This window comes from Cuneatibacter caecimuris (assembly GCF_004216775.1).
Lineage (GTDB): Bacteria > Bacillota > Clostridia > Lachnospirales > Lachnospiraceae > Cuneatibacter > Cuneatibacter caecimuris.
This window is the reverse complement of record NZ_SGXF01000002.1, coordinates 281,914-298,260: the sequence shown is the minus strand read 5'-3', so window position 1 is coordinate 298,260 and position 16,347 is coordinate 281,914. Positions and strand designations below refer to the sequence as shown.

At 50.1% G+C, this 16,347-nt stretch carries 13 protein-coding genes; 1 reads left to right on the top strand and 12 read right to left on the bottom strand.

Annotated features, from left to right (window positions below; genetic code table 11):
- Positions 1–49: 49 nt before the first annotated feature.
- The 4 genes from EV209_RS07585 to EV209_RS07570 all read right to left on the bottom strand — a co-directional run bounded on the left by EV209_RS07585 (position 50) and on the right by EV209_RS07570 (position 11,093).
- Positions 50–2,497 carry a hypothetical protein gene (locus EV209_RS07585; RefSeq protein ID WP_130434699.1) on the bottom strand — a complete coding sequence of 816 codons (2,448 nt, stop codon included), beginning with the start codon at positions 2,495–2,497 and terminating at the stop codon, positions 50–52.
- A 21-nt stretch (positions 2,498–2,518) separates the two neighbouring features.
- Positions 2,519–5,371: a phage tail family protein gene (locus EV209_RS07580; protein WP_130434697.1), complete on the bottom strand. Its 2,853-nt coding sequence runs from the start codon at positions 5,369–5,371 to the stop codon at positions 2,519–2,521.
- A complete protein-coding gene (locus EV209_RS07575; RefSeq protein WP_130434695.1) occupies positions 5,372–6,166 on the bottom strand; it encodes a phage tail domain-containing protein in 795 nt (264 codons plus the stop codon).
- 91 nt (positions 6,167–6,257) lie between these two features.
- Positions 6,258–11,093: an ATP-binding protein gene (locus EV209_RS07570; RefSeq protein ID WP_165388856.1), complete on the bottom strand. Its 4,836-nt coding sequence runs from the start codon at positions 11,091–11,093 to the stop codon at positions 6,258–6,260.
- A gap of 271 nt (positions 11,094–11,364) precedes the next feature.
- On the opposite strand from EV209_RS07570, the gene EV209_RS07565 reads away from it, so the two are divergent.
- Positions 11,365–11,748, top strand: coding sequence for a hypothetical protein (locus EV209_RS07565; protein ID WP_130434691.1), 384 nt, complete (start codon positions 11,365–11,367; stop codon positions 11,746–11,748).
- Positions 11,749–12,238: 490 nt separating this feature from the next.
- Here EV209_RS07565 and EV209_RS07560 read toward each other — a convergent pair whose 3' ends face one another.
- The 8 genes from EV209_RS07560 to EV209_RS07530 form a co-directional block, all read right to left on the bottom strand.
- Positions 12,239–12,619: a hypothetical protein gene (locus tag EV209_RS07560; RefSeq protein ID WP_130434689.1), complete on the bottom strand. Its 381-nt coding sequence runs from the start codon at positions 12,617–12,619 to the stop codon at positions 12,239–12,241.
- Between the two features lie 51 nt (positions 12,620–12,670).
- Complete coding sequence (locus EV209_RS16300; RefSeq protein ID WP_165388855.1) at positions 12,671–12,814, bottom strand: hypothetical protein; 144 nt, start codon at positions 12,812–12,814, stop codon at positions 12,671–12,673.
- Between the two features lie 18 nt (positions 12,815–12,832).
- Positions 12,833–13,351, bottom strand: a complete 519-nt coding sequence (locus EV209_RS07555; protein ID WP_130434687.1) for a hypothetical protein — start codon at positions 13,349–13,351, stop codon at positions 12,833–12,835.
- A gap of 19 nt (positions 13,352–13,370) precedes the next feature.
- Positions 13,371–13,643, bottom strand: a complete 273-nt coding sequence (locus tag EV209_RS07550; protein WP_130434685.1) for a phage holin family protein — start codon at positions 13,641–13,643, stop codon at positions 13,371–13,373.
- Between the two features lies 1 nt (position 13,644).
- The gene (locus EV209_RS07545; protein WP_130434683.1) at positions 13,645–13,878 is read right to left on the bottom strand and encodes a hypothetical protein; all 234 of its coding nucleotides are present in this window, start codon (positions 13,876–13,878) and stop codon (positions 13,645–13,647) included.
- 279 nt (positions 13,879–14,157) lie between these two features.
- On the bottom strand, positions 14,158–14,892 hold the full coding sequence (locus EV209_RS07540) for a YomU family phage tail tube protein (protein ID WP_130434681.1): 735 nt from the start codon (positions 14,890–14,892) through the stop codon (positions 14,158–14,160).
- Positions 14,893–14,918: 26 nt separating this feature from the next.
- Entirely contained in the window at positions 14,919–15,683 is a 765-nt protein-coding gene (locus EV209_RS07535) for a hypothetical protein (RefSeq protein WP_207220585.1), read from the bottom strand.
- Positions 15,680–16,207: a YomW family phage-derived protein gene (locus EV209_RS07530; protein ID WP_130434679.1), complete on the bottom strand. Its 528-nt coding sequence runs from the start codon at positions 16,205–16,207 to the stop codon at positions 15,680–15,682. The genes EV209_RS07535 and EV209_RS07530 overlap by 4 nt, the downstream gene beginning before the upstream one ends.
- Positions 16,208–16,347 lie beyond the last annotated feature (140 nt).

Below are 16,347 nucleotides of genomic sequence, written 5' to 3'. Positions count from 1 at the left end.
CGTTTCTCCTTTCCGCACCCTGCCGGGAAGCAAAACGTGAAAGCCATAGTTAAATAACCTCCACGACAAAGGTGCATTTTGTATCGATCATGCTTCCGTCTACATATACCACTTTTTCCGTTTTCCAGGCCTCGCCTTCATCCATGGGAAGGGAATCCTTATCGAGGCGGTAGGTATGGTAGGCTGCCTGGGGCAGGTCGGGGCCGGAAGCGTCAACCCATGCGGAGCCGTTGTATTTTTTCAGAGTTACTTTATTATTTGCTTTATCGATATGATAATAGAAATCGCCGGAAGCAGGGGAAGCCGGCGCTGCGGTCAGGAAAGCGGTGGTTTTCAGCAGGTCCACTTCTTTTCCATTCTGGTAAAGCCTGTAATAGAGGACGCCGGAACCTTCTCCATTTTTGACCTGGGTGCCCAGAGTGCTGATGATATCCACGCTGTAGTTGTCCTGTTTGTCGGTTACAGTGGCATATGCCGTATAGGTTTTTCCTCCGTATGTCCCGGTGCAGGAGAAGGAGGCGATGGCGTCCACCATATCGGGGGTTACGGTCAATTTGGAGGAAGTCTGACCGGAGACGGCTGTCCAGGAGCCGGATGTGTATTTCTTCCAGACATATGCGGTGGGGGTGACGGCGGATGCGCCGGAATACATGATGGTTTCAAGAACCACGTTGTTTCCGGAATTGACGATCACGTTTCCCGCAGGGGAAATGATTTCAAAGAGCACTGCATTCTCGCCGTTTACTGCTGCTTTTGCCTTTGTCCAGGTGAATTTCTTCACAACTGTTGTGGAATTGCAGGTAAATGTCAGGTCGATGGTTCCGTTCATGGCCGCAGCCGCGCCCAGGGCGCTGCCGGCGGCGAAGGATAATACAAGAGAGCCGTCCGTGCCTGCCGATGCCGGAGTGTTGGATTTCACCGTAACCCCTGCGGGCAGGGCTCCTGCCGCCACAGTGCAGGCCGCCTTGCTGATTCCTTGATAGCCGCAGAAGGGGATGGTGACGTCCATGGCGTTTAATACTGTTCCGGAACTGCTGCAGGGAATCACCTGAGATTCATTGCCCACAACAACAGAGGTTCCGCCCGCGCCCGCGGCTCCGGTGGCGCCGTCCCTGGTCACGGCGACCGTCTGGACGTCCAGGGAAGCCGTTGTGCCGCCGGAGGCATAGAGGGTGCATCTCACAGCGGCTATATTGGGAGAAGAAGGGGTATATTCCTTAGAGGTTTCATCTGCGGATGAGGTATATTTGGTGGTAAATGCAGTTCCGTCCGCAGATTCCGCGATGAGAAACCTTCCCGCGTAAGCCTGGCGGGCAGCGGAAGTCCCTTCCCGGTAAAAAGCACTGAAGGTCACTGTCTTGGGGGTGAATACATTGCTGATATTTTTATTCAGGACAAGGGTGCTGGCGTCGATGAAATAAGTCCGGGCCGAAGCGCCTGCGGCGCCGCCTTTTACTCTGGTTACTGCGAATCGTTTTGTGATAGAAGCGTAACCGGAACGGGAGGCGGTGAAATCCACATATCCTGTATCCACGGTGCAGCCGGTGATGGTGTAAGTCTTTTGATCCGCGCTCTGGGTTCCTGTGATTCCGGAAGAAGGCGTGACGGTGACGGTAAAGGTATCCACAATGTCCTTTCCGTTTTCATAGACCGCCAGAGTGGAGGCGGCTCCGGCATAGGAACTAACGGAACCGGCGGAATTGGCGTACAGCGTGTGGGATTCATTTGTCAGGACGCCCACGGCGGAATGGGCTCCGTCCCGCACCTTGTAAATGGAATGGATATCGTACACGTCCGGATCATCGGTGGTCACCCGGATGGTAGCCACATCGTGGAAAAAGATGGCGTGGGAAGGTTTCACATAAAGTGTGGAGCTGGTCAGGGAGGCGTTGTCGGAAGTGGTGGGATAAGAGACAAATTCTCCCGATGCATTTTTGTACTGCCATCCGGTCACTGTTACATTTGTGGCAGTGGCAGTCAGGGCCAGCTGGGATTCTCCGGTGAGATTCCCGGAAGCGTCGTACAGAAATACATTGCCGCCGGCAATGGAGATGTAGTGAAGCTCCACAGCGTTCTGCAGCAATGAGTAAGAGAGCAGGCTCTGGGCGTTTACTGTAACGCCGGATTCCGGGTCCATGTAAGTCACATAGCAGATATAGCTGAGCAGGCCGCTGGCAGCCGCGCCCAGCTTGTTCTGGTTTACGGTAAGGATGCCGCCGGAAACAGTTTCTCCGGCAGTCAGGTTCCCTTCTGTGCTTGCCCCTTCCCTACGTTTCCAGGAGACTGTGACTCCGGGGCTGGCAGGAGACAGGGCTTTCTCATTAAAGTAGATAACCGGGGTGATTTTCAGATTGGTGCTGGCCCAGGAGGGCGTGTAGGAATCTTTGTTTGGGTCATAAATTGAAGAAAGAGGAAGGCTGCTGTTTAAATAGACGCTGAGCCTTCCCACGTCGTCGATGTCCACAATTGTGATTTGGCTGGAAGCTTTGATTGCCATAAAATAATATCCTCCTTGATATCAGAATGTGCCTGCCGCAACCAGCTGATGGTTCAGCCAGAAGGAGCAGCGAAACTGTGCTTTTTTATAGAGATCTTCTCTGGTGATGTGCAGGGATTTAGCGCCGGATTCATGCTGGGAATTCCAGTAATCATCCAGATCGGCATCCCCGCTCTGGCGGGTCCAGATAAAACAGCTGTCCGCAAACTGGGCCGTCACGTCTTCATTCCCGCGGTACAGGACGGCGGAAAGGATGGTGTCAATGATCCTGTTGGTGAAAATTACGCCGTTGGAGCTGTCGATTTCGATTTTGTACTGAAGGTTATCTTCGATTTTTGAATCCAGGGCCTGGGTGGTCTCCTTCAGTTCATAGAATTCTGTGCCGAACCTGGTTCCGTTTTCTGTATAGATCCGGTCGATGCTGGTGATGAGGCGGCCTTCGGAATCTATTTCCACCTGAAAATCCAGCCGGTCCGGCCCGATGGTTCCCGGGGCGATCATTTTATTCACAATGATGTTGTCCGGGATGCCTTCTTGTCTGATTCCATGGGAATCGAAAAGGGCGGTGGTTCCGTCCTCGCCCCGCACCACGAAGCTGAAACCGCCGCCGCCGTCCTGGCCGATCTGGACCCGGACATTGCCTTCGGAATCGAAGAACTGCTGGGTGGCCCCTTTCAGGGCAATGGCGGGCCGGCCGGTTTCAGAGGACACCAGGGTGATCAGCTCAGCGCTGGCGATATGGGCCATCAGGTCGGCCACAGAAATCTCCGCGGCGATCATGTGCTTGATGACGGCCTCGTCGATAACAGCATTGTCCGCTGTGAGATGAATGGCCTGCAGATCCCCCACCCCGGCGTTTCCGGCCAGAAGGCTTTCCACATCTGCCAGAGCGGCCTTTAATTCCCCGATATCTGCGAACTTGATATCCGCATAATCCGAGCTCAGGATATGGGCGGAGAGACGCTCAAAATATCCTTTTTCCCCCTCCAGGATTTTTGTAAAGATATAATCTGAGGTGATGGCGTCGAACTGACCGTCCAGCATCTGGAGCAGCCCGGTGTATTCCCCGTAGGAGAGGGTATATCCTCCGCCTTTTTCCGAATCCGGGTCTTTCCCGGAACCGGAACCGCTGCCGGAGGCGCTGCGGGAAGAGATGGAGGAGACGGAGCCTCCTGCGATGCCCTTGAGCAGATATTCGATGTCGTTTGTGCCCTGGTTGTCCCGGTACATGTTGGACCACACCACCTGGATGGAATCCGGGTTATAGAAATCGAAAGAAACAGAAATCAGGCGCAGCAGAAAATCTCTGTTCCCTTTTAAAACAGTCACAAAATTGCCCAGGGAAAAATCTTCCCATTTGGACCGGAACTTGGGCAGGGAGAACAGGTTGACCAGAGAAGTGCTGATGGTGTACTGGGGCTGGGAGAGGCGGGACAGGGTGTTGACTGCGTCCTTTTTCAGCTCTTTTTGCTGCTCGATGATCTCTTCGATGGAGTAGCTGTCCAGAATGAGGATGGTATCGTTTGTATAGTCTGCTTCCTTGATATAGGGCGTCAGCTCTTTGAGTTCAGATACTGTATAAAAAGAATTCCAGTCGATCTGCTTTGTGACGGCCAGTTTTTCCCGGACAATCTCTGCCTCTTCTGCCTTCAGTTCTTCCAGCTGCGCTTTTTTCGCCTCCAGCTCTGCCTGGACCGCGTCCCGTTTCTGCACTGCATTGAGCCAGGTTTCAGAATCCTGGCTGAGCCCCAGCTTCTCGTAGTTTTCAAGGATCTGGCTGGTGGTCTTTAATTTGGATGTCAGCTCATTGATCCCGTATTTTGTCCAGTCCTCTGTGCCGGAATCCTTATCCTCAGGCAGCATGGTGTGGAGGTTCAGCTGCTCCAGGGTATTATTGTTGTGCCTGATTGCCAGAGCGATATAATCCTCGCACAGGGAATCTTTGAGGGCCAGCCAGGCCTTCCATTTGTCCAGAAGGCCCGGGCTCATTCTGTCATAGTAGTGGGAGAGGTCGAAGAGGTAGTCCATGCCCAGGTTCACATCCCGCAGATCCAGCTTATCCCCGCCGAAAACCCGGATGGCGGTCACCGTATCCTCCTCTGTTCTTTGGGAGAGCTGAAAATCTTTGACCAGATTTTCAAAACCCAGGTAAAGGTCTGTGGTCCGGCCCAAGACGTTCTGGTCGAAGGTGTCCCCCGCGTCGTTGATGGGATAGGCGTTGATCAGGTTTTTGTCCGTATCAAAGGTAAAGATACATTCAAAAGCTTTTGCGGCGTTTTCCATTAAGAAGGAATAGGGAGAGCCGGAGAATTCGGAAAAGCTCCGGATTTTGGGCTTTAGCGCGGGATGGATGTAGCCAACGCCCCAGTTGGGAAACTTCTCCAGCAGGAGATGCATCAGGCTCAGGTCCGGATCGTCATCATGACAGAACCGGATATAATCTTCTTTTGCAAGCTGCCAGTCATCCTCCCAGGTAAGCTCCGGATGGCGGTCCAGAAAGACGATGTTTTCCAGGGAATCCACCGTACCGGTGTTGACAGTGAAAGAGGTGTTTCTCTGGGAAAGCTCGTATTCCAGCGAATACATGGCGCAGTCTTTGAACAGCTGGGTCCCGTCGTCTGTTTCCGCGGGCTCCTGCAGCTGAAACCAGCCCACGTCTTCCACATAGACCGTGTTGAACTTTTTCAGATGCTCCCAGTTCTGCACATTGTCTCCATAGGCTACGGTAAAGGAAATCTCTGAATAATCAATGAGATTGATTTTGCCGGAAGCGCCGGTGATATGGTTGATCAGCCCGTAGATTTCCTTGGATGGAGAGGCGATAAAGAATTTCTTGTTTTTTATTTCTGATAATGCGCTGGTGTGAAACTGCATTTAGATCCCCGCCTTTCTGGGAAACAGACAGCTGATGGTGAGATCTGCGCTGCCGGAGGCTTTCAGCTCATTGATCCCGGGTTTTAGCCGGAGGAATTTTTTGTTGAACACCGGATAGAAGTTGTGGCGGGGGACGGTGGAGGAGACGATCAGCGTGTTTCCGTCCACAGTGGTGGCGGCGCCGGAAGGCAGCTCCGTAAAGAGCATGGTTTCACCGGAAGTCTTGTTGTAGAGATAAAATTCCCCCGTGCCCTGTTTGGTGATGGTAAGGACCATGGGAAGGTCGGACCATAAATCGTCGCTGGTATTGTCGATCTGGAATTCCAGCGCGTTGTCCACGGTTTTTGAGAGGGAAAATTCCTCCCAGCCCCAGGGCGCGTCGCAGCGGAAGGTGATCCGAAAGCCTGCGGTTTTATCCAGAAGCATATATGGTTCTACATTTATGGGGATAGCCATAAAGTAGAGGCTATCAAGTTTGCCTTCGGGAAAGGTCAGCTTGGCATACTGCTTCCGCCCGGTGAGCCATCGGTAGATATTTCGTTCCGTTACGGGACTGATGAAGCCGTCCGGGGAGCTGCCGTCTGAGATGAGGGTGATTTCCATCTCCAGGACGTCGGCGTATCTGCTGTCCAGCAGCAGGGGGACCGGGCCGGACCCCACGGAGACTGCCGTCAGGTCCAGCTTCATCCCGATGTCCCCGTCCTCCAGGCCGGAAGAGTTGAAATGCCCCGGGGTCATGCCGTAGTCAGATGGGCTGATCCCATCGTAAATAAAATTGTTACAGAATATCTGCATTTATACAGCCTGCCTTTCTGATAGATTATGGGGCTGCGCCCCCGCCCGGCTGCTTTCCGGCAGCGGGAGGGCGGGAGAGCGCCTGGTTTGGTTAAATTTTCTGCATGTCATATGCGTTTGTGCGGAAGCCCACCCGGCCCAGCTGCCTGGCGATGGCTCCTGTCACTTTGTTTACTGTGTCTTTCTGGGCGGACTCCAGCTGGGATGCGAAGGTTTTGTCCACGCTGCCCTGCACGGTGAGGGAAGCATCTATTTTATCAACTTGTATGGCCGGAACAGCCGGCAAAGGAGAATACATGGATGTGTTATGGGAAATGATGCCTGCGATATTGGGGAGTAATTGGGGCAGCATTCTTACCATCTGTTCGAAATCAGCATTCTGCTTTTCGGTCAGAACCCGTTCTCCCATTCTCACCGCAGCAAGGGTGTCTTCCCCCAGCGCTCTGTGCAGCCATTGGTCTCTGGTTCCGGAAACGACGCCGCCTTTGGCCATTTGTAAGTTTGTCATCGGGGGGCCGCCACCTTTGCCGCCTTTGCTCTTTACTGTGAGATCAATGCCTACTCCTGATGGCAAGGAATTGATCGCGGACGCAATTCCGCGTATAGAGTTGGCAGCTCTGTCGGCAGCATCTTTAATTCTATAAACAGAGTTTACCGAACCGCTTGTATCATAGGATGATCCAAGGGTATTTGCAGTTGCACTGGCGAGATTCTGCGACGCGTTGGCAGACTGATCCAGGGCGGATCTTACGCTGCCTACCCGGGAGACCAACCCGGAGGTGTCCACGCCAAATGCTCTCAGCATTGCATCCGTGGATCGGTTGGCTTCAGTCTGCAGAATGATCTGCTCCTGCTCCACCAGCTGAATGGCCTGAATAAACAGGCTGGATGCGGCGGTGAGATCAGAGCCGTAACCTGCCACCGCGGCAGAGCCGTTGCGCCAGGGCGTGGTAATGCTGCTGTCTATGGACAGGCCGTACTGCTGGATGATCAGGTCGATGCCGGCCATAACAATGTCCGTATTGTTCTTCACATCTTCAAAGGTCTGGGTGTACATCGCGTAGCGGGCGTCCAGAGAAGCCCTCAGCTTTTCTTCCTGCAGGACTCCGTTTTCATCCAGAAAATCGGTGAGCTTATAGAGGGTGTTGCCAATCATGACTTCGCCTTCTGTCAGCAGCAATCCGATTAAGACTTCCGTGGAAGCGATGGAATTTTGCAGCGCCTCTATTTCCGCCTCTTTCATAGCCTTATAGGCTTCCAGTTCCTGGTCCAGGGCGTCCTTTCTGGCGTCTAAGTCGTGCTGGTACTGGGCTTCCTGAAGGGAATTGATGTTTTCATTCTGCTGCTGCCGGAGCTTTGCCAGAGAAGCCCGGTCCGCCGCGGTTCCGGAAGCGCCCAGGGCGTTGATTTCCCTGGCGGTGGCTGTGATATTCCTGTTCTTTTCCAGGATGGAATTTCGGTAGTCGTGGAGCGCTTTTTCTTCGCTGAGCGCGTCCTTCAGCGTGCCGATATAATCCGAATAAGCGTCGATTTCTTTTTCAATAGCGTCGGTTGCTTCTTTCACCCGCTGCTCATTGAGCTCCCGGATGGCGTCTTTTGCGGCATTGGCTGAATCCACGCAGTCCCACTGTTTGGATTCCAGATCGGCCAGCTTTTCGTAATATTCCGCGGCGGAATACTTGCCGGCGGCATAATCTTCCTTCAGCTTTTCAATCTCTTTGGCGTACTGGGCGGCCTGATACATACCTGCTTCATATGCCTGGGTCTGGAGCCCCAGATAGGTGAGGGATTCATCCGTCCATTCCGTTCCCTGCGCGCCTTTTGTCGCTGTTTCAATATCCAGCAGTCCGCTGAGGCCGGAGATCTGGTCCTGGATCTGGCTGAATCTGTCCGCGATGGCGTCCAGGGTATCCCAGTGCAGGTTGTCAATATCTGTCTGGAAATTTTCGATATCTGTGTAGCAGCCGATGATTTCCTGGTCGATGCTCTGCAGCTTCTGGTACATCTCCTCCCATTCGTCGGAACCCAGCTCGATGCCGTTTGCCAGCGCTTCGTCCATCTGTTTTTTCAGCTGTTCCCGTTCTTCTTCCAGCAGGCTGATGCGTTCCCGGGACTGGTCGATCAGCGCCTGATAATAGCCTTCGCCTACCTTCTGGCCCTGGGATTCTAAAAGATCGATGATGCCGTCGATCTTGCCTTTGGCGGAATCGAAAATCTCGATAAAGCGTTCAAATTCCTCCGCAATGTTGGAAAATTTGGCTGCCTGCAGCTGCTTCAGGGTTTCTTTCAACTCAATGAGCTCCTGGTCGATATCGTCCACCTTATGGGCCCATTCCTGATAGTTTTTGATGGCTTCCTGGATTTCGGAGGAGGTGTTGCCGATGAATTCGGTCATGGAAACCCCGCCGTTTTTGGCCAGCTCTTTGAAATTATCAGGGAGCATGGACAGGTACTGGTCCGCCTGCTCCTGATACATGCCTCTGGTCTTTTCCAGGTCGGAGAGGAGGGTTTGATTAACGGAGATCAGCTGGTCGGCAAAACTGTTTTTCCCGGCGGCGCTTTCCACGTTATCCATGTAGGTTTCCAGGGATTTGGCTACCTTTTCTATTTCGTGGCGGCGCTGTTCGAAATGATCCAGTATATCTGTGGAAAGATTGTCAATTTCTTCTTTCTTCTCTGTGTTGCCGCCGGTATTAGAGCCGGAAGACCCGGAAGACCTTTTATTTGAATCTTCCGCCTTATATGCGCTCAGCCCCTTGTCTTTTGCGGCTTTCAGCATGTTGATCTGGGAATCGATATTTTCAGCCTGCTTGTCATAACCGGCGATTTGTGCTTCGATTTGTCTTTTTTGATTTTCTAAATCTTGATCGGCAGCCTGGCTCTGTTTATTTATTTCATTCAGCCAGTCATCTGCCATGGTATATGCGCCGTTTGGAAGGCCTGTTTCAACATCAAAAGGCGATATAACACCTTTGGCAGATACGCTGTCTAATGCGCTAATCTTATTGCTTTCACCGAAGGAAACCGGACTGGAGGGAGAAAAGGGCGTGGGGGTGCCATTCATGGCGTTTTGCATTGTCAGCCCCACGTTGTACCAGTCAGTGCCCAGATTTGCAATGTTTTTCTTCATTATAGAGACATTTCTGGCCACAGAATTGGCGGATTCAGTGGCTGAAATGTCCATATTATTCTGCATGTTCTGGCTTGCGAGGGCTACATATTGGTTGTAGGCTTCTGTGTCGTTTGTCATGGATGCGGCAGCAGTATTATATGCTTCCGCTTCGGTCATTCCGCCCTGGATCATTGCGTTGACCGCGCTCTGGGCGTTGTTGATCTTATTGATGGCCGCCTGCTTCGAGGCCAGAGAATCGCTGGAGGAGATGGAATTGATTAGGTTTAATTGTTCCTGGGCGAAATTGCGCTTGGCAATAATCGAGGCTTTTTCGTTTTCAAGTTCCTGGATTTTTGTGTCCAGATCCGCTTTTAACTCAGCTTCCCGGCCCTGGATGGCGCTGTTGACCGCCTCTTCATCCAGTTTGATTTTTCCGTCGGTATATTGTTCTGCGTTAGTTAGTATTTCAGGAAAAACTTTGGCGTATTCCCAGGCGTCGGCGGAATCAAAGACAAGGCCGTTCTGAGAGATGTCGTTGGACAGGCTGGCCAGCTTGTTCATTTCGCTGATGGTGCTGTCGATCATCCCAATGGTGTCTTCCATCCTCCAGTTAAATTCCACCTCTGAAATCTGGGACAGAGCGTTGATCAGGGAATTGATGTTATTCAGCATTTCCGGGTCGGAAATAGTCAGCGCAGCTTCTCGCAGCTGGGAAATGAGAGCGTCTGATGAAGTGCCGATTAGGCTTTCCAGGCCTGTTTTGAGGTTCCCGAATCCTTCTGAGGCCAAGTCGATGTAGGGGATCAGTTCGGGAAACTGTTGCATCAGATCCAGCACGTCATTTTCGCTGAGAGAACCGGAATTTAGGCTGTCCAGGGCGTTTTTCAGCGTGGAGACAGTAGACTGGACGGCGTCGATGTTTTCAGAATAGCGGGAGATATCAAAGGTATTCCCTCCGTCGGCTTTTAATTTTTTTGATTCGTCATTCAGGCGGTATATTTCGTTAACAAAAGCTTGTACGGCGGATTTCCCATCCTCGCAGTATAGATTGCTTCGGCTGATGGCGTCGCTGAGATTCTGGTAGCCCTGAACTGTTTCCGGGGTCAAGGTTCCGGCCTGCGCCAACTGTATCAATTCGATTTTGGTTTTTTCCAGTCCGGCATTGCTGAAAATGCCATCAATTTCCATATCATTCCAGCCATTTGGATCCATCGCTGTCCATGCCAATTTAAGTGAATGATTTATCTCATCTAAGTAATTTTGCGCATCCTGAGATAATTCATCGTAAGGGATGGAAGAGAGCTTTGTTTTGTAATCTTCAAGAGTTTTAATATCTTCCCAAATAGATGCCTCTACATCTGCCGCATTTTTACCGTGTTGTTGAGCCTGTTCCGGATCACTATCCTTCAGTTCATTTTGAAGTTTGATCAGCTGTTCATATGCTGCGATTTTGGATGCCAGTTCGCTGGATTCGCTGGAATAAGCTGCTAGAGGGGCACCTGGTTCTGCAGCACCTTCTCGGTATTTTTTTAGTGCTTCCTCTGTAACTGGTTTTGAAAATTCTTTTTTATAGGCAGCTATAGTATCTTCCACGGCTTCCTTCTGTGCATATTGCTCCTGATTTTCCTTTAACTTTTTTTGTCTCTCTAATTCTATAGTGATTTGTTGGAGTTTTTCCAGTTCTTCCTGCTCAGCATATGTAAGAGAACCTTTTGACTGCAGTTCTGATATTCTGAATTTTTGTATTTCTAATTCATTATTGATTTCACTGAGTTCTTGTTTAGCGGCCTTATAAGTGGAAACGGATTCTTCCATTTGTTCCTTGGCCTTTTCCTCCGAATGAATAAAATTATCTATTACTGTGGCAGCAACACTGATAGCTGATTTAATTCCCCATTCAACTAATGAATTGCCAGTGTTAGTCAGTGCTTCTAAAGCTGCCTGAGTAATTTTACCCGTTATAGCAGTTTTTTTTAAGGCTTTAGCAAAATCAGTTTGGCTTATGACTCCGTTTTTTAGATTATGCGCATAATCTATGACTTCGTGATCAATATTGTCCAATTTTTTTGCCGCCAGATCTGCATTTTTGGATGAGTTATTTAAAGAACCAGCAAAACGATCAGAATCATTTTTTAAATTACCCGTCAAAAAAGAAGCAGGTTCTCTTGCAAATAAAGTTAGTAATCCATCATCCCCCTCTAATACTTTTTTAATAAAGGTATCAGTAAAACCGGAAAATATATTTGGCATTTTATTTATAGATACCTTGGATTTAGCAGAATCATTGCCTTTTGTTGTTAATTTCACACTATATAATTTGTTGTTTGGCCGTGATTTATATATAAACTTTTTATCTATTTTTAATACAGGGAAACAGTGCGGTTCTTCAAACATTATGGCCCGCACATGCCTTTCTTTCTTCTTCCATTCTATCTGTCGATATGCTATTGAATGGGAGAAAGAGCAGTAGAGCTCTTTGTCAGTTTTTACCCTGGTCAGAGGACAGATCTGACAACTGCGGCGGACTATCTCTCACAAGCCATTTCTGACTCAAAATCGTTTATAGTCTCTGAACACATCCATATCTTCGTTTTTCAGACTTAGGAGATCCGTTGCTGATAGCCGATTTAGCTCTGCAAAACCGCAGCGCCTGCACTTAGGCTTATCGCCATATGCCGAATAGCCCTCATTTCTGAGTTTGACTTTTTTTACCGTTACCGGTATCCTTTTCGGAATACATTCACGCTTGCCGTTTCCAGCTACGTTGTAGTGTGCTATTTTATGTATACGGTATTTTTATTCTTTCTTTCCAGCACTGATGTATAGCAGACATCAATTACGATTTATTTTACAACCTCTGCGAAGTGACCAGATTCACACATCCCTACCCTTGAAGTAAAAATTTCTCAGGCATGGAGGGCATATTTCAAACAAAAGACTCTGATTTGAATTACATACGCTCATATGTATTTACCGAGGTTTGTAGTTTGCTTGTTGGCTGTTGATGTTTTACTATCCTGACCAAAACTGCTTTTTGCGATAGACTGGCTGGTCGGAGCAGTGACTTTTAGTGCAGCTTTCACATAAGCCTTCTCAACCTGCGCCACAGCATTTTTTAGGGAAATATCGTCGATTTGTATAGTCGATTTAATGGCCTTGCCCAGGGCCTTCTCCAGATCCGGGGCGATCTGCTTCACGCTGTCCAGCAGCCCGTTCTGGTCAATTTTCGCAGGAATGCGGACAGAAGTCTTGTTCACTGCTTTCTGGATCTTGGCGATATCTTCCCGGATGCCATTGGCCTCCCGGATCGCCTTCACCAGAAGATCCATATCATTTTTCATGTTCCTCTCCTTTCTTGGAAATGAACTGTCCTTGGAGGAATCAGGGCAGTGTTACGCATCGTCCCGCTCTGAATCCGCAGGACTCTGACCAAAATTCTTTTCGGCCAGAACAGCTTCCAGGAACTGAATTGCTGCGCGGTAAAAGATAAATTTTGCTTTCCATTCGGATTTCTTCATTTTGAAATAAGTGATCATATTGTGCTCCTTTTTATTTTAGAATGTGGCGAAGCCGTTTTTCAGGCGTTCTTTGTAGATCTCATTGATGACCTCCATGCTCATGGCGGTCTGTCCGTTGGTGAGATTGTTTGTTTCCAGCACCTGCTCGTATTTTTCAAAAATGGCGAAGACATGGGTGAACTGTTCTTTGCTGTACTGTCTGCCGGAGGAGAGGGCGGAAGCAAAGTCCAGGATTTCCCAGCGCCAGTCGTCAATTTCTTTATCCAGAAACATCTGCAGCAGGTTTTCCAGGTCCGCCTTGATTTCTTTGTCATGGCGGATGGACTGCCGGACGTCCTCCTCCTGCTTTTTCTGCAGTTCGGACAGGGCGGAGGCGGTGGTCAGCAGCAGCGCGTGATCCTGGTCCTTTCCTCTGATCCATTTCAGCGGGCGGCCGATATAGGCCAGGAATTTGGATACCAGGGTGAAAATGGACACCAGGGCGGATAAGATCATGAAAATGCCGATGAGCAGTGAGAGGAGATCAAGTTCCATGAGCTGTGTCATTGTTTCCATTCATGCGGCACCTGTCCTTTCATTTCCCGCCGCCGGCAGAATTTTTCTCAATATACTGGCGGAAGAGCTCATAGAGGCCGGTGGAGGCCAGGCCGGAGATCAGGCCGCTCAAGAGCGCCTGGGGCGTGATTTCCCAGCCGTTGATCCAGACAGCCAGAAAAACGCCCAGAACAGCTACAACAGTGGGAATGATTTTATTGCTGACATCTTTGATCCAGTGCTTGACCACGTAACCTGCGCAGAGGCAGATGCCTACGATCAAGGGCGTGATAAATTCATTGAAAAACTCCATGTCAGATCTCTCCTTTCGTTTTCATCCATTCTTCATAAGGTTTCTTTGTTTCAGCCTTGATAAAATAATAGGCCATTTTCCCTTCATTCGTGGTGGAAGGGCAGATCCAGACCGGCTGGATCTGATAGCGGGAGATATAAAACATCACCTGTTTCATGGAAGTGATGGGGATGATCCCGCCTTCTCCAAAAGCGCCGGTCACTTCTTCCAGACTGTCAAAAATTCGTTTTTTCATAGTTCCTTTCTTTCCCGGTGTATATAAAAAGGTGCCGGACTCTCGCGCCGAAGCGCGGTGTTTTCGCAGCCATATTTCCTTAGCGCGTAGTGCGCATCCACCGGAGGGTTTTGTTGCATAGGGAACGCAGTTTTTTATACAACAAAAAAGGGGCGTCCTCTGCGAATGGATATTGCAGCGGACGCCCCCGGGTGTCTGATTCAACTACAATATTTTCACCGGACCGGCGGGAATGGGCCGGCCCAGCGTAACATCTCAGGCAAACTCAGCCTCAGTTACTCAGTTGTTATCTTCCGTGATCTCGATCATGTCCAGAACGTTGCCGTCTTCGTCCACCAGCGCGTCGCAGGTGATGGTGATTTCAGCGGGATCTCCGTCGGAAGAGAAGGACAGCTCCAGATTTCTCTGGGGAGACGCCTTGTAAGCGGTGATTCTCATGGGAACCAGAGAGCCGTTTTCGTCCTTGTCCAGTGTGGACATCTGGATATAGAAGTCCTTGGGAACTTTCTTGTTGTTGAAGGAAACTTTCTGTACGCCGGAAGTCTTTTCCTCCAGATAGGCTACCGCATAGGCAGTATCCTTCACCAGCGCGGAAGATTCTTTGGCTGTGAATACTTTTTCAGCCACAGTGCCTTCAATGGCTTTTCCGCCGAAATCATCTTCTGCGTAAACGAACACAGAACCGGCCACAGGCGTGTTTGCCAGGGTCAGAGAACCGGCGGCAGAAGCCTTAATGATTTCCTTTCTGGCGATCACTGCGGAAGTCTCGATTTCGCCGTCGCTGAGCATGGCGTATACTCTGAAGGGATGTACCTGGAAGGTCATTGCGATGGTGCCGTCCAGCGGGTTGTCGAACTTAATGCATTTCTGGCCTTTCTTGTTGGCGTATACTGCGTCGGAGCTGAAGCCCATTGTGGTGGTGTTGCAGAAATCCGCGTACATCCAGGGTGTCTTTGTCTTGTAGTCTCTGATGTCCAGATCGCAGCACTGTCTGTTTGCCATATTAATGTCCATATTGTATTTCCTCCTTGAATTTAAAATCACATATTTAGTTTTTTCAGGTATTCCATGGGTTTGTAGTCGGATGATTTTTTGAATGAAAAGGTGTTGGCTGCCATGCTGTCGTTGAAGTCGTAATGGCGGCCGCTGCAGTATTCGCTGAACATGGAGTGGAACTGATAATAGGTCATGTCCCAGACGTTCAGGATGTTGATTCCCACTTTGTTGTGGGTGCAGTATTTTCTGACCATATTGTCCAGAGAGTAGTTTTCATCCGCTTTCTGGTTCTTCTTCTGGTCTTCCCGGTGCTGTTCCAGCTTCTGATACAGCTTTCTGGCGGTTTCATTGGCAAATTTCGGCGCCAGGCTTTCTTTTTGCCCCAGTCCCAGGATATATTTCATTTCTTCCTGGAACAGTTCGAAATTATCGCTTCCCACAGACCCCATGGGGATTTTTTCCTGCGAGGCGGATGAGATGTCGAATCTGCCTGTCTCCGCGTTGAATTCCACCTCATCCAGCAAAAAGAATTTCAGCATGCCCATCATCAGCTCCGGATTTTTATACAGAAGAAGGTGAAAGAGAGAAGCGGCTTCCTGTTCGGAACCGCTCATGGCGCTGAACTGTTCTTCCATGCCGGAGAGTTTTAACAGGCTGTCCCTGGTGATGGTGACGAGGCTCAGGTACAGCTCGAAAACCCGGTAAGTAATCCGGCGGATATCCCGCAGCGTGGGGCATTTTACTGTCCCGATCCCTTCCAGATAGAAGGGTTCATTGCTCAGATAGTCAAAAGACGTATAGATGCTCATGGTGAATTTTTCACCTTTAAGTCCGAAACAGTAAAAGTCATCTGTCTGCCATAGTATTTGCTGCCTGCGGGGCTCAGATAAGAGGCGGATTCCAGGCGGAGGTTTCCCATGCCCAGATCCTGCAGGTTTCGTAAGGCCCTTTCGGCCGCGTCCGCCAGCTGGTCCGCCCTGGTTCCGGCATAGCCGGCTCTGGAATAGTTCAGGCAGTTTTTGTGGCAGTAGGCCCAAACGGTGATCCGCAGATTTTTGACCATTCTGGAAGGGACGGAGGGTATGTCTGTTTCCAGGCAGAGGTAAGAGACCTCTTCCGGCTTTGATTCGTCCATTTCCAGATAGGGGAAAATCCTGGTGAAGAGGAGTTCCTCTGCGGGTGTCTCCCCGGCGTTTTCGCCCAGCAGGATTTCTGTCACATCTCTGGAACCGGTAAACGCGCTGATCAGCTTGTCTTTATAGATTCCGATATCCCGCAGTATTGATTCGTTCAGAAAAATCACCTCCCGTATCCGCCGCTGTGTCCGCGGCATGCGCGCCGCAGCGGAGCAGGAAAGTGCCGCCGCGGCGCGGTTTATAGGAAAGGCAGGCGATTTTGGAAAACGCCTGCCTGGTTGGAGTAAAGAGGGTATTTGCGCAAATATTTTCTTTCTCCCTCATTAGGGGATATTAT

Coding starts and splice junctions, on each gene's coding strand:
- EV209_RS07585 (WP_130434699.1), bottom strand. CDS start 2,497: ATGGCAATCAAAGCTTCCAGCCAAATCACAATTGTGGACATCGACGAC.
- EV209_RS07580 (WP_130434697.1), bottom strand. CDS start 5,371: ATGCAGTTTCACACCAGCGCATTATCAGAAATAAAAAACAAGAAATTC.
- EV209_RS07575 (WP_130434695.1), bottom strand. CDS start 6,166: ATGCAGATATTCTGTAACAATTTTATTTACGATGGGATCAGCCCATCT.
- EV209_RS07570 (WP_165388856.1), bottom strand. CDS start 11,093: ATGGAAGAATCCGTTTCCACTTATAAGGCCGCTAAACAAGAACTCAGT.
- EV209_RS07560 (WP_130434689.1), bottom strand. CDS start 12,619: ATGAAAAATGATATGGATCTTCTGGTGAAGGCGATCCGGGAGGCCAAT.
- EV209_RS16300 (WP_165388855.1), bottom strand. CDS start 12,814: ATGATCACTTATTTCAAAATGAAGAAATCCGAATGGAAAGCAAAATTT.
- EV209_RS07555 (WP_130434687.1), bottom strand. CDS start 13,351: ATGGAAACAATGACACAGCTCATGGAACTTGATCTCCTCTCACTGCTC.
- EV209_RS07550 (WP_130434685.1), bottom strand. CDS start 13,643: ATGGAGTTTTTCAATGAATTTATCACGCCCTTGATCGTAGGCATCTGC.
- EV209_RS07545 (WP_130434683.1), bottom strand. CDS start 13,878: ATGAAAAAACGAATTTTTGACAGTCTGGAAGAAGTGACCGGCGCTTTT.
- EV209_RS07540 (WP_130434681.1), bottom strand. CDS start 14,892: ATGGACATTAATATGGCAAACAGACAGTGCTGCGATCTGGACATCAGA.
- EV209_RS07535 (WP_207220585.1), bottom strand. CDS start 15,683: ATGAGCATCTATACGTCTTTTGACTATCTGAGCAATGAACCCTTCTAT.
- EV209_RS07530 (WP_130434679.1), bottom strand. CDS start 16,207: ATGCCGCGGACACAGCGGCGGATACGGGAGGTGATTTTTCTGAACGAA.